Origin of the sequence: Streptomyces sp. SCPE 10 (genome assembly GCF_051980735.1) — a bacterium.
GTDB lineage: Bacteria > Actinomycetota > Actinomycetes > Streptomycetales > Streptomycetaceae > Streptomyces > Streptomyces misionensis.
In genome coordinates this window covers 5,127,511-5,140,358 of the sequence record NZ_CP197069.1, presented here as the reverse complement: position 1 = coordinate 5,140,358, position 12,848 = coordinate 5,127,511, and the positions used below count along the sequence as shown (strand labels likewise).

Sequence of the window (12,848 nt, the reverse complement as noted above, 5' to 3'; positions counted from 1 at the left end):
TTCGGAGCAGGACATTTCCCCCCAAAGCAGGCACCTGGCCTTCGCGCTCATGCCAAACCGTGGATGATTGCCAGCCTTTGGCGGAACTCGTGAAGGCCTCGTGCAGACTGGCCGGATGCGAACTGATCTCGTTTCGGAACCCGGTGACGCCACCCGACCCAACGAGGACTTCGCCGGTGTCGGACTACCCGCCTCCGGACAGGGCGGTTGTGTGATCTTGCTGGACGGAGTGACGCCGCCCGCCACGGAGACGGGCTGTCTGCATTCCGTCCCCTGGTTCACGGCCCGGCTCGGCGGTGCGTTGACCGAACTGACCGTTTCCGGCCGAGATCTGACGCTGACGGAGATCCTTTCCCGCGCGATCGAGCGCACCGCGGGCGCACACGCGCGGACCTGTGAGCTTTCTCACCCGCGCACCCCTCAGGCAACGGTCGTCCTGGCCCGCTGGGGCGCGGAGACGGTCGAGTACCTGGTGCTCTCCGACTCGGCGCTGCTGCTGCGCTCACCCCGGGGCGAGGTCACGACGGTGCTCGACGACCGGCTCGCCCGGCTGCCCCGCTCGGCGCTGGCCACCGACGCCCTGGTGGACGCCACCCTGCGCAACAAGGAGGGCGGCTTCTTCACGGCCGCCGCGGACCCCTCGGTCGCCGCCCGCGCGGTGACCGGGACCGTGCCCCGTCGCGCGGTGGGGGCGCTGGCCGCGCTGACGGACGGCGCGACCCGCTGGACGGAGACGTTCTGCCAGGGCGACTGGACGGCCCTGTTCGACGTGATCGAGAAGGAGGGCGCCCGCGCGCTGGTGGACCGGGTGCGGCGGCTGGAGGCGGCGGACCGCGAGGAGCGGGCGTACCTGGGGCGGAGCAAGACGCACGACGACGCGACGGTGGTGTACGCAGACCTGTCGTGAGCCGGGGGCCGGCGACGGCCCGGGGCCGGCCGCGAGCCGGGGCCGTCGGGACCCGGGACCGCGGTCGCCCGGGGGGTTACTTCTCCATGACCCCGTTGAGCTGGTGCAGCAGCCGGGCCAGCTCGGCGACCTCCCGGCGGTCCCAGTGGGCGAGCTGGCTGACGTACCGGGCGCGGCGGGCCTCGCGGACCGTGCCGACGCGGCGGCGGCCCTCCTCGGTGAGGGTGACGAGCCAGGCGCGGCCGTCGGCGGGGTCGGGCTCGCGGGTGATCAGGCCCAGCTCCTCCAGGGCGCGCAGCTGGCGGGACATGGTGGCCTTGCCGACGCCGAAGTAGCCGGCGAGTTCGGTGGCCCGCCGCCCGCCGTGCTCGTCCAGCCGGATCAGCAGGCCGTAGGCGGAGGACTCCAGATCGGGGTGGACCTCGCGGGCCATCTCGCCCTGGTTGGCCCGGGCGCGCCGCAGCAACACGGTCAACTCCCGTTCCAGGGCCAGGAATTCCTGGTCCGCACCACTGGGCGTCACCTGCTCGGCGACGCGTGATTCTGCGCCGTTTCCGTTCTTGTGCACGTCACACCCCTGATCGGTTTCGCGGTCCTGAAAGTTTCTGTCCAACGCCGTCATAGCCGCAGCTCCGTAAGTATTTCGCAGGCGTAGACCAACGGCGGCGCCCGGACCCCCTTCCCACGCCGCGGTCTACGTGCGTAGCTTTTTCGACGGGCGTTGAATGACATGCCCACGACAGTGCACCTTTCCCCGAGGTCACTGCCATGTTCCCCCCACCTTCCACCCCACCTCCCCGGAGGCACGTCATGCCTGCGCACAGACCCGGTTCCCACCGCCCGCGCCCGCTGGCCGTCCTGGTCACGGCCCTGCTCGCGGCGGCGGCCTGCGCCCTGCCCCTCACCTCCGCCCAGGCCGCGTCCACCCCCACCCGCGGCACCGCCTACATGGGCATGGGCGTCCCGGCCCACGACGGTACGCACGGCACCCCCACCAGTGGCGACGCCACCCAGACCGAGGGCGTGGACGTCTCCAACTACCAGGGCAACGTCGCCTGGTCCACCCTCTACGGCAGCGGTGTGCGCTGGGCGTACACCAAGGCGACGGAGGGCACGTACTACACGAACCCCTCGTTCACCCAGCAGTACAACGGCTCGTACAACGTGGGCATGATCCGCGGCTCGTACCACTTCGCGACCCCGGACACCACCAGCGGCGCCACCCAGGCGAGCTACTTCGTGGCACACGGCGGCGGCTGGTCCAAGGACGGCAAGACGCTGCCCGGCGCGCTCGACATCGAGTGGAACCCGTACGGCGCCTCCTGCTACGGCAAGACCGCGAGCCAGATGGTCAGCTGGATCGCGGACTTCCTGAACACGTACAAGTCCCTCACCGGCCGGGACGCCGTGATCTACACCGCCACCAGCTGGTGGACCGAGTGCACCGGCAACTACGCCGGCTTCGCGGCCAACAACCCGCTGTGGATCGCCCGCTACGCCTCGGACCCGGGGACGCTGCCGGCCGGCTGGTCGTACTACACGATGTGGCAGTACACCTCCTCCGGCCCGACCGTCGGCGACCATGACAAGTTCAACGGCGCGCTCGACCGCGTCCAGGCCCTCGCCAACGGCTGACGCACCCCGCCACGGCAGAGGCCCGGGCCTCCCTCACGGGACCCGGGCCTCGCCTTCCCCACGGCGTCCGTCACGCCGCCACGGGAACCTCCGGCGCCACGCCCTCGACCGCGGGCGACAGCGCCAGCTCCAGGACCTGGCGGACGTCGGAGACGGTGTGCACGTCGAGCTTGTCCAGCACCTCGGCCGGCACGTCGTCCAGGTCGGGCTCGTTGCGCTTGGGGATGATCACAGTGGTCACCCCGGCGCGCTGGGCGGCGAGCAGCTTCTGCTTCACGCCGCCGATCGGCAGCACCCGGCCGGTCAGCGAGACCTCGCCGGTCATCGCCACGTCCGTGCGCACCAGGCGGCCGGAGAGCAGCGAGGCCAGCGCGGTGGTGAGCGTGATGCCGGCGCTCGGGCCGTCCTTGGGGACCGCGCCCGCCGGGAAGTGGATGTGCACGCCCCGGTCCTTCAGGTCGGTCACCGGCAGGCCCAGCTCGGCGCCGTGGCTGCGCAGGAAGCTCAGCGCGATCTGCGCCGACTCCTTCATCACGTCGCCCAGCTGACCGGTGAGGGTCAGGCCCGCCGCGCCCGTCTCCGGGTCGGCGAGGGACGCCTCCACGAAGAGCACGTCGCCGCCCGCGCCGGTGACCGCGAGCCCGGTCGCCACCCCGGGCACGGCCGTACGGCGCTCGGCCGGGTCCTGCGCGGACTCGGGCACGTGGTGCGGCCGGCCGAGCAGGGCGCGCAGATCGCCGTCCGCGACGGTGAACGGCAGCTCCCGCTCGCCCAGTTCGTGCTGGGCCGCGATCTTGCGCAGCAGCCGGGCGATCGACCGCTCCAGCGTGCGCACGCCCGCCTCCCGGGTGTACTCCCCGGCCAGCTTGCGCAGCGCGCCCTCCTCCAGGGTGACCTCGCTGCGGTCCAGGCCGGCCCGCTCCAGCTGGCGCGGGAGCAGGTGGTCCCGGGCGATGACGACCTTCTCGTCCTCGGTGTAGCCGTCCAGGCGCACGATCTCCATCCGGTCGGCCAGCGCCTCCGGGATCGCCTCCAGGACGTTGGCCGTGGCGAGGAAGACGACGTCGGACAGGTCCAGTTCCACCTCCAGGTAGTGGTCCCGGAAGGTGTGGTTCTGCGCCGGGTCGAGCACCTCCAGGAGGGCGGCGGCCGGGTCGCCCCGGAAGTCCGAGCCCACCTTGTCGATCTCGTCGAGCAGCACCACCGGGTTCATCGACCCGGCCTCCTTGATCGCCCGCACGATCCGGCCGGGCAGCGCGCCGACGTACGTACGGCGGTGACCGCGGATCTCGGCCTCGTCGCGGACGCCGCCGAGCGCGACGCGCACGAACTTGCGGCCCATGGCGTGGGCCACGGACTCGCCGAGGCTGGTCTTGCCGACGCCGGGCGGGCCGACGAGCGCGAGCACCGCGCCCCCGCGCCGCCCGCCGATCACGCCGAGGCCGCGGGCTCCGCGCCGCTTGCGCACGGCCAGGTACTCGGTGATGCGTTCCTTGACGTCCTCCAGGCCCGCGTGCTCCGCGTCGAGGATCTCCTTGGCGCCGCGGATGTCGTAGGCGTCCTCGGTCCGCTCGTTCCAGGGCATCTCCAGGACGGTGTCCAGCCAGGTGCGGATCCAGGAGCCCTCGGGCGACTGGTCGGAAGACCGCTCCAGCTTGTCGACCTCCTTCAGCGCGGCCTCACGGACGCGCTCCGGGAGATCGGCGGCCTCCACCCGGGCGCGGTAGTCGTCGGACTCCTCGCCCTCCTTCTCGCCGTTCAGCTCGCGCAGTTCCTTGCGGACGGCCTCCAGCTGACGGCGCAGCAGGAACTCGCGCTGCTGCTTGTCCACGCCTTCCTGGACGTCCTTGGCGATGGTCTCGGCCACGTCCTGCTCGGCGAGGTGGTCGCGCAGCTGCTGGGTGGCGAGGCGCAGCCGGGCCACCGGGTCCGCGGTCTCCAGGAGTTCGACCTTCTGCTCGGTGGTCAGGAAGGGCGAGTACCCGGAGTTGTCGGCGAGCGCGGAGACGCCGTCGATGGCCTGGACGCGGTCCACGACCTGCCAGGCGCCGCGCTTGCGCAGCCAGCTGGTGGCCAGCGCCTTGTACTCCTTGACGAGTTCGGCGACCTGGCCGGGCAGCGGGTCCGGCACGGTCTCCGCCACCTGGGCGCCCTCGACCCACAGCGCGGCGCCGGGACCGGTGGTGCCGGCGCCGATGCGGACGCGGCTGCGGCCGCGGACCAGAGCACCGGGGTCGCCGTCGGCCAGCCGGCCGACCTGCTCGACCGTGCCCAGCACGCCGGTCCTGGCGTAGGTGCCGTCGATCCGCGGCACCAGCAGCACCCTGGGCTTGCCGGGTTCGGAGCGGGCGGCGGCCTGTGCGGCCTCCACCGCGGCCCGTACCTCGGCGTCGCTCAGGTCCAGCGGAACCACCATGCCGGGCAGCACGACCTCGTCGTCGAGCGGCAGCACGGGCAGGACGAGCGTGAACGCCGATGACTCAGCAGCCATGATCTCCCCTTAGGCAGTCAACTTGAGCTATGCCGACTCAATGTTTGTCGCCGGGGGAATGTTCCCAACGCCGTGTTCGCTGTCAGCGATCACGGAACACCGCAGGTGGGAGGGGGTCGCGTCACGACCGGCCGGGCGGTTGCCCTGCCCCCTGGACGGGTTGGGCGGACCGCGCCCAGCGGCGCACGAAGGGCCAGGCGGCCGTGCCGATCGCCAGGGCGGTCAGATGGCCCCAGTCGGTCATCGGGTCCGTATAGGCGAGGAGGTCGTCCAGCAGGAGGGCCGCCGTGCCGAGGAGGAGGGGCCAGCGGAGCCAGGGGCGCAGCAGGCCCGCCAGGGCGCCGGTGCTCGCGGCGACGCCGAAGCTGATGCCGTAGTCGAGGCGGTGCAGGGAGGTCGCCGGCAGCCGGCCGGCCAGCACCGCGAGGCCGACCGGGACCTCCGTCGCCAGGGTGGCCAGCACATGCCCGGCCAGGAAGACACAGGCCGCTCGCGCCCCGCCGACACGCCGTTCCAGCGCGGTCAGCACCAGGACGAACGCGGCCGAGTACGGCGAGAGGACCCCGCCGGCGATCCACAGCGCGCTGGCCAGCAGCACCACCGCGGGCGAGCGCACCAGGTGGGCGACATCGGTGCTGGAGCCCTGATAGAGGGCGTACACCAGGGAGGGCGGCGCCACGGCCGCGATCAGCGAGGTGACGGCGAGGACCGCCGCGTAGCCGAAGGTGAACGGCGTCCCGGTGGGCGTCGGCAGCAGCCGCCAGGGCCGTACCCGCGGCGGCACGAGCCGGCGGCGGGCGGGCGGTGCCCACGGCACGGCGGCCCGCTGGTGGGGCACGGCGTCCAGCAGGTCCGTGCCCACGGGGTCCGGCGCGGTCCGTTCCACGGTGGGGCGCTCCTTCCGTCGCGACCACCCTCGACGCCGCGGGAAGCCGCTGTCTATGACCGACGCCACGGGAGCGCGGATTCACGGCAACCTCCTACGTTCCGCCCGCGTCCGGCACCCGCGCCCCGGGCCCGGCATCCGCAATTACCGTGAAAGCAACGCCCTGTTCAAGCAGGATGGAGCCATGGCTGCCACAGACGACTCCCCCGTGGTCCTGGACCGGCGTGACGGCCCGTACGGCGAAGTGGTGCTGCGCAGACACGGCGCGCTGCTCCAGATCATCGCCAACGGCTGTTTCCTGATGGACACTTCGGACGGCCGCTCGGAACGGCTGCTGATCGACCGCGCGTACGACGCCCTCGACGGACGGCCGGCCCCGTCGGTGCTGGTCGGCGGCCTCGGCGTCGGATTCTCACTCGCACACGCGTCCGAAGATCCCCGCTGGGGGCGGATCGTGGTCGTGGAGCGGGAGCGCGCGGTCATCGACTGGCACCGCGCGGGCCCCCTGTCCGCCCTGACCTCGGCCGCGCTCGCCGACCCGCGCACCGAGATCGTGGAAGCCGACCTCGTCCGTTACGTCAATGAGACATCGGACACGTTCGACGCGCTGTGCCTCGACATCGACAACGGTCCCGGCTGGACCGTCACCGAGGACAACGAAAGCCTGTACTCACCGGCCGGACTGGCTTCCTGCGCAAGGGTGTTGAGGCCCGGCGGGGTGCTCGCCGTATGGTCGGCGAAGCCATCTCCGGAATTTGAAGGAACCTTGCGGAATGCCGGGTTCCGACAGGTGCGTACCGAAGAGGTGCCCGTTGCCCGGGGAGTTCCGGACGCCGTGCACCTCGCCGTCCGCCCTGGATAGCGACGGCACGGCCGATCCCCGTAATGTGCTGCCCTGACGCGGATCTTTCGCGCGTCGATCGCAGTCATGGGATCACCCCACGGATTCCGGAAAGCAACAAACAGGGGCGGGCGATGGAGCAGACACACACCTCCCAGAGCGGCGCGGCGGCGACTACCACTCCCGGCGCCCAGCGCCGGGTGCTGGTCGTCGAGGACGACCCCACGATCGTCGACGCCATCGCGGCCCGGCTCCGCGCCGAGGGCTTCCTCGTACAGACCGCGGCCGACGGACCGGCCGCCGTCGACACGGCCGAGGCATGGCAGCCCGATCTGCTGATCCTCGACATCATGCTGCCCGGCTTCGACGGCCTGGAGGTCTGCCGGCGCGTACAGGCCCAGCGCCCGGTGCCGGTGCTGATGCTCACCGCGCGGGACGACGAGACGGACATGCTGGTCGGCCTCGGCGTCGGCGCCGACGACTACATGACCAAGCCCTTCTCCATGCGCGAGCTGGCCGCGCGGGTGCACGTGCTGCTGCGCCGGGTGGAGCGGGCGGCCATCGCCGCCTCCACCCCCCGCTCCGGCATCCTGCGCCTCGGCGAGCTGGAGATCGACCACGCACAGCGCCGGGTGCGGGTGAAGTCGGAGGACGTCCACCTCACCCCGACCGAGTTCGACCTGCTGGTGTGCCTGGCCAACACCCCGCGCGCGGTGCTCTCCCGCGAGCAGCTGCTGGCCGAGGTGTGGGACTGGGCGGACGCCTCCGGCACCCGCACCGTCGACAGCCACATCAAGGCGCTGCGCCGGAAGATCGGCGCCGAGCGGATCCGCACCGTGCATGGTGTCGGCTACGCCCTGGAGACGCCCGCCCCGTGAACGGAAACGGGCGCCAGGCCGCAGGCGGGAATCCCCGGCCCCGCGCCGAGGATCCCTGGGGCGGGGTGCGCCCGTTCTCGATCAAGACCAAGCTGGGCGCGCTGGTCGTCATCGCGGTCCTGATCACCACCGGTCTGTCGATCGTCGCCGTGCACACCAAGACGGAGCTCCGCTTCATCATGGTGTTCTCGATGATCGCCACCCTGCTGATCACCCAGTTCGTGGCGCACTCGCTCACCATGCCGCTGGACGAGATGAACGCGGTGGCCCGCTCCATCTCCCAGGGCGACTACACCCGCCGGGTGCGCGAGTCGCGCCGGGACGAGCTGGGCGACCTGGCCCAGACGATCAACGTCATGGCCGACGAGCTGGAGGCCCAGGACCTCCAGCGCAAGGAACTGGTCGCCAACGTCTCCCATGAGCTGCGCACCCCCATCGCGGGGCTGCGGGCCGTCCTGGAGAACATCGTCGACGGGGTCACCGAGGCCGATCCGGAGACCATGCGGACGGCCCTGAAACAGACCGAGCGGCTCGGCCGGCTGGTGGAGACGCTGCTGGACCTGTCCCGGCTCGACAACGGCGTCGTACCGCTCAAGCTGCGGCGCTTCGAGGTGTGGCCGTACCTGTCGGGCGTGCTGAAGGAGGCCAACATGGTCGCCTCGGCGCGCGCCGGCATCGCCTCCGGCTCCGGCAGCCACACCCGCACCGACGTCCATCTGCACCTGGACGTCTCCCCGCCGGAGCTGACCGCGCACGCGGACCCCGAACGCATCCACCAGGTCGTCGCCAACCTGATCGACAACGCGGTCAAGCACAGCCCGCCGCACGGCCGGGTCACCGTGAAGGCCCGCCGCGGGCCCCAGCCGGACTCGCTGGAGCTGGAGGTGCTGGACGAGGGTCCGGGCATCCCCCGCTCGGAGTGGCACCGCGTCTTCGAGCGGTTCAACCGGGGCGCCGTCACCCGGCCGCACGGCCCCGGCAGCGACGGCGGCACCGGGCTCGGCCTGGCGATCGCCCGCTGGGCCGTGGATCTGCACGGCGGCCGGATCGGTGTGGCCGAATCCGAGCGGGGCTGCCGGATCATCGTCACCCTTCCGGGACTGAACTCCGCTTCAAGTTGACGTAAAGTGCCAGCGAAGGCACAAGATCCACGACCGTCCGCGCCGTCTTCGCGCAGCTGGACACGTGTGATCGGCAGCAGCCCGCGCCGGCCGCGACAGCCCGGAGGCGCAGGGCCGGGCCCGCGCACCCTGGCACACCCGGAACCACGCTTGTTTCCCGCCATTTCAAGCCCTGAAACAAGATTTTCGATGTGACTTACACGACGATGAACCTGCCCGACCTGACCTTCCCCCTCTCCAAGGCGTAGCCTTTATTCCCGCTGTCCATCACCTTGTGAAGCGGAAGAGGGCGGTTGCCGCCGTGTCGCCACAGTCCCCCAGTAACTCGAGCATCTCCACCGACGACCAAGCCGGGAAGAACCCCGCGGCCGCCTTCGGTGCGAACGAGTGGCTCGTCGACGAGATCTATCAGCAGTACCTCCAGGACCCGAATTCGGTAGACCGTGCCTGGTGGGACTTCTTCGCCGATTACAAGCCCGGCGCGCCCGCCACGCCGGCGCCGGCGGCCGGTGCGGCGACGGGGGCCGAGGCCCCCGCCAAGGCCCCGCAGGCCCCGGCCGCACCGGCCCCGAAGCCCGCCGCGGCCCCCGCCCCGGCTCCCGCCCCCGCGGCCCAGGCCGCCCCCGCCCCGGCCAAGCCGGCGCAGCCCGCACAGGCGCCCGCTCAGCCCAAGGCGAAGGCCGCCCCCGCGCAGGAGGCCCCGGCCGGCCCGGAGCAGGTCACGCTGCGCGGCCCCGCCGCCGCGGTCGCCAAGAACATGGACGCCTCGCTGGAGATGCCGACCGCCACCTCGGTCCGCGCCGTCCCGGTGAAGCTGCTGTTCGACAACCGCATCGTCATCAACAACCACCTCAAGCGCGCCCGCGGCGGGAAGATCTCCTTCACGCACCTCATCGGGTACGCGATGGTGCAGGCCATCAAGGCCATGCCGGCGATGAACCACTCGTACGGCGTCAAGGACGGCAAGCCGACCCTGATCAAGCCGCCGCACGTCAACCTCGGCCTCGCCATCGACCTGGTCAAGCCCAACGGCGACCGCCAGCTCGTCGTCGCGGCGATCAAGAAGGCCGAGACCCTGAACTTCTTCGAGTTCTGGCAGGCCTACGAGGACATCGTCCGCCGCGCCCGCGAGGGCAAGCTGACCATGGACGACTTCACCGGGGTCACGGTCTCCCTGACCAACCCCGGCGGCCTGGGCACCGTGCACTCCGTGCCGCGTCTGATGCCCGGCCAGTCCGTGATCATGGGCGTCGGCTCCATGGACTACCCGGCCGAGTTCCAGGGCACCAGCCAGGACACCCTGAACAAGCTCGGTGTCTCCAAGGTCATGACCCTCACGTCGACCTACGACCACCGGGTCATCCAGGGCGCCGCCTCCGGCGAGTTCCTGCGCCAGGTCGCCAACCTGCTGCTCGGCGAGAACAAGTTCTACGACGAGATCTTCGAGGCGCTGCGCATCCCCTACGAGCCGGTCCGCTGGCTCAAGGACATCGACGCGTCCCACGACGACGACGTCACCAAGGCCGCCCGCGTCTTCGAGCTGATCCACTCCTACCGGGTCCGCGGCCACGTCATGGCCGACACCGACCCGCTGGAGTACCGCCAGCGCAAGCACCCCGACCTGGACATCGTCGAGCACGGCCTCACCCTGTGGGACCTGGAGCGCGAGTTCGCCGTCGGCGGCTTCGCCGGCAAGTCGATGATGAAGCTGCGCGACATCCTCGGCGTGCTGCGCGACTCGTACTGCCGCACCACCGGCATCGAGTTCATGCACATCCAGGACCCCAAGCAGCGCAAGTGGATCCAGGACCGGGTCGAGCGCGGGCACGCCAAGCCGGAGCGCGAGGAGCAGCTGCGCATCCTGCGCCGGCTGAACGCCGCCGAGGCCTTCGAAACCTTCCTGCAGACCAAGTACGTCGGCCAGAAGCGCTTCTCGCTGGAGGGCGGCGAGTCCGTCATCCCGCTGCTCGACGCGGTGATCGACTCGGCCGCCGAGTCCCGCCTGGACGAGGTCGTCATCGGCATGGCCCACCGCGGCCGGCTGAACGTGCTCGCCAACATCGTCGGCAAGTCGTACGCGCAGATCTTCCGCGAGTTCGAGGGCAACCTCGACCCGAAGTCGATGCACGGCTCCGGCGACGTGAAGTACCACCTGGGCGCCGACGGCACCTTCACCGGCCTGGACGGCGAGCAGATCAAGGTCTCGCTGGTCGCCAACCCCTCCCACCTGGAGGCGGTCGACCCGGTCCTGGAGGGCGTCGCCCGCGCCAAGCAGGACATCATCAACAAGGGCGGCACGGACTTCACCGTCCTGCCGGTGGCGATCCACGGCGACGCGGCCTTCGCGGGCCAGGGCGTGGTGGCCGAGACCCTGAACATGTCGCAGCTGCGCGGCTACCGCACCGGCGGCACCGTGCACATCGTCATCAACAACCAGGTCGGCTTCACCGCGGCCCCGGAGTCCTCGCGTTCCTCCATGTACGCGACGGACGTGGCCCGCATGATCGAGGCCCCGATCTTCCACGTGAACGGCGACGACCCCGAGGCCGTCGTCCGCGTCGCGCGCCTCGCGTTCGAGTTCCGCCAGGCGTTCAACAAGGACGTGGTGATCGACCTCATCTGCTACCGCCGCCGCGGTCACAACGAGTCGGACAACCCGGCCTTCACCCAGCCGCTGATGTACGACCTGATCGACAAGAAGCGCTCGGTGCGCAAGCTCTACACCGAGTCCCTGATCGGTCGCGGCGACATCACCCTGGAAGAGGCCGAGCAGGCCCTCCAGGACTACCAGGGCCAGCTGGAGAAGGTCTTCACCGAGGTCCGCGAGGCCACCTCGCAGCCGGCCGACGGCGCCGCCCAGGAGTCGCAGGACGGCTTCCCGGCCACCGTGCCCACCGCCGTCTCCTCCGAGGTCGTCAAGCGGATCGCCGAGTCCCAGGTCAACATCCCCGAGCACATCACCGTGCACCCGCGTCTGCTGCCGCAGCTGCAGCGCCGTGCGGCGATGGTCGAGGACGGCACCATCGACTGGGGCATGGGCGAGACCCTGGCCATCGGTTCGCTGCTCCTGGAGGGCACCCCGGTCCGCCTGTCGGGCCAGGACTCCCAGCGCGGCACCTTCGGCCAGCGCCACGCGGTGCTGATCGACCGGGAGACCGGCGAGGAGTACACCCCGCTCCAGTACCTCTCCGAGGACCAGGCGCGGCTGAACGTCTACAACTCGCTGCTGTCCGAGTACGCGGCGATGGGCTTCGAGTACGGCTACTCGCTCGCGCGTCCCGACGCGCTGGTGATGTGGGAGGCCCAGTTCGGCGACTTCGTCAACGGCGCCCAGACCGTCGTGGACGAGTTCGTCTCCTCGGCCGAGCAGAAGTGGGGCCAGACCTCCGGCGTCGTCCTGCTGCTGCCCCACGGCTACGAGGGCCAGGGCCCGGACCACTCGTCCGCCCGCCCGGAGCGCTTCCTCCAGCTGTGCGCGCAGAACAACATGACGGTGGCGATGCCCACCTCGCCGGCGAACTACTTCCACCTCCTGCGGTGGCAGGTGCACAACCCGGCCCACAAGCCGCTGGTCGTCTTCACCCCGAAGTCGATGCTGCGCCTGAAGGCCGCCGCCTCCAAGGCGGAGGAGTTCACCACCGGCGGGTTCCGCCCGGTCATCGGCGACGCCACGGCCGACGCGGCCGCCGTCCGCAAGGTCGTCTTCTGCGCCGGCAAGGTCTACTACGACCTGGAGGCCGAGCGGAAGAAGCGCGGCGTCACGGACACCGCGATCATCCGCATCGAGCGCCTGTACCCGCTGCCGGGTGCCGAGCTCCAGGCGGAGGTCAACAAGTACCCGAACGCCGAGAAGTACCTGTGGGTCCAGGAGGAGCCGGCGAACCAGGGTGCCTGGCCGTTCATCGCGCTCAACCTGATCGACCACCTCGACCTGGCGGTCGGCGCGGACATCCCGGCCGGCGAGCGGCTGCGGCGCATCTCGCGCCCGCACTCCTCGTCCCCGGCGGTGGGCTCCGCCAAGCGCCACCAGGCCGAGCAGGAGCAGCTGGTGCGTGAGGTGTTCGAGGCCTAGTCCTCCGGCACGGCGAC

Annotated in this window: 9 protein-coding genes; 6 read left to right on the top strand and 3 right to left on the bottom strand. The window is 71.1% G+C overall.

Annotation, left to right across the window (positions count from 1 at the left end; all coding sequences use genetic code 11):
- The first annotated feature begins 115 nt into the window (after positions 1 to 115).
- Positions 116 to 907: a hypothetical protein gene (locus tag ACSP97_RS23910; RefSeq protein WP_440554180.1), complete on the top strand. Its 792-nt coding sequence runs from the start codon at positions 116 to 118 to the stop codon at positions 905 to 907.
- 76 nt (positions 908 to 983) lie between these two features.
- Here the strand turns inward: ACSP97_RS23910 and ACSP97_RS23905 are convergent, their stop codons facing one another.
- On the bottom strand, positions 984 to 1,475 hold the full coding sequence (locus ACSP97_RS23905; RefSeq protein ID WP_355150445.1) for a MarR family winged helix-turn-helix transcriptional regulator: 492 nt from the start codon (positions 1,473 to 1,475) through the stop codon (positions 984 to 986).
- A gap of 242 nt (positions 1,476 to 1,717) precedes the next feature.
- Between ACSP97_RS23905 and ACSP97_RS23900 the strand changes: the two genes are divergently transcribed.
- The gene (locus ACSP97_RS23900; protein WP_358295096.1) at positions 1,718 to 2,542 is read left to right on the top strand and encodes a lysozyme; all 825 of its coding nucleotides are present in this window, start codon (positions 1,718 to 1,720) and stop codon (positions 2,540 to 2,542) included.
- A 70-nt stretch (positions 2,543 to 2,612) separates the two neighbouring features.
- On the opposite strand, the gene lon is transcribed toward ACSP97_RS23900, so the two are convergent.
- Positions 2,613 to 5,033 (bottom strand): endopeptidase La, encoded by a 2,421-nt coding sequence (lon, locus tag ACSP97_RS23895; RefSeq protein WP_355150441.1) that lies wholly within the window; start codon positions 5,031 to 5,033, stop codon positions 2,613 to 2,615.
- 121 nt (positions 5,034 to 5,154) lie between these two features.
- Entirely contained in the window at positions 5,155 to 5,919 is a 765-nt protein-coding gene (locus tag ACSP97_RS23890) for a rhomboid-like protein (protein WP_440554177.1), read from the bottom strand.
- 184 nt (positions 5,920 to 6,103) lie between these two features.
- Between ACSP97_RS23890 and ACSP97_RS23885 the strand changes: the two genes are divergently transcribed.
- The 4 genes from ACSP97_RS23885 to ACSP97_RS23870 all read left to right on the top strand — a co-directional run bounded on the left by ACSP97_RS23885 (position 6,104) and on the right by ACSP97_RS23870 (position 12,831).
- Positions 6,104 to 6,781 carry a spermidine synthase gene (locus tag ACSP97_RS23885; protein ID WP_355150439.1) on the top strand — a complete coding sequence of 226 codons (678 nt, stop codon included), beginning with the start codon at positions 6,104 to 6,106 and terminating at the stop codon, positions 6,779 to 6,781.
- Positions 6,782 to 6,894: 113 nt separating this feature from the next.
- Positions 6,895 to 7,638: a response regulator transcription factor gene (locus ACSP97_RS23880; RefSeq protein WP_355150437.1), complete on the top strand. Its 744-nt coding sequence runs from the start codon at positions 6,895 to 6,897 to the stop codon at positions 7,636 to 7,638.
- Positions 7,635 to 8,759 carry a HAMP domain-containing sensor histidine kinase gene (locus ACSP97_RS23875; protein ID WP_355150435.1) on the top strand — a complete coding sequence of 375 codons (1,125 nt, stop codon included), beginning with the start codon at positions 7,635 to 7,637 and terminating at the stop codon, positions 8,757 to 8,759. Before ACSP97_RS23880 ends, ACSP97_RS23875 begins: the two co-directional genes overlap by 4 nt.
- A 301-nt stretch (positions 8,760 to 9,060) precedes the next feature.
- Positions 9,061 to 12,831, top strand: a complete 3,771-nt coding sequence (locus ACSP97_RS23870) for a multifunctional oxoglutarate decarboxylase/oxoglutarate dehydrogenase thiamine pyrophosphate-binding subunit/dihydrolipoyllysine-residue succinyltransferase subunit (protein WP_355150433.1) — start codon at positions 9,061 to 9,063, stop codon at positions 12,829 to 12,831.
- Positions 12,832 to 12,848 lie beyond the last annotated feature (17 nt).

Coding starts and splice junctions, on each gene's coding strand:
- lon (WP_355150441.1), bottom strand. CDS start 5,033: ATGGCTGCTGAGTCATCGGCGTTCACGCTCGTCCTGCCCGTGCTGCCG.
- ACSP97_RS23885 (WP_355150439.1), top strand. CDS start 6,104: ATGGCTGCCACAGACGACTCCCCCGTGGTCCTGGACCGGCGTGACGGC.
- ACSP97_RS23880 (WP_355150437.1), top strand. CDS start 6,895: ATGGAGCAGACACACACCTCCCAGAGCGGCGCGGCGGCGACTACCACT.
- ACSP97_RS23900 (WP_358295096.1), top strand. CDS start 1,718: ATGCCTGCGCACAGACCCGGTTCCCACCGCCCGCGCCCGCTGGCCGTC.
- ACSP97_RS23910 (WP_440554180.1), top strand. CDS start 116: ATGCGAACTGATCTCGTTTCGGAACCCGGTGACGCCACCCGACCCAAC.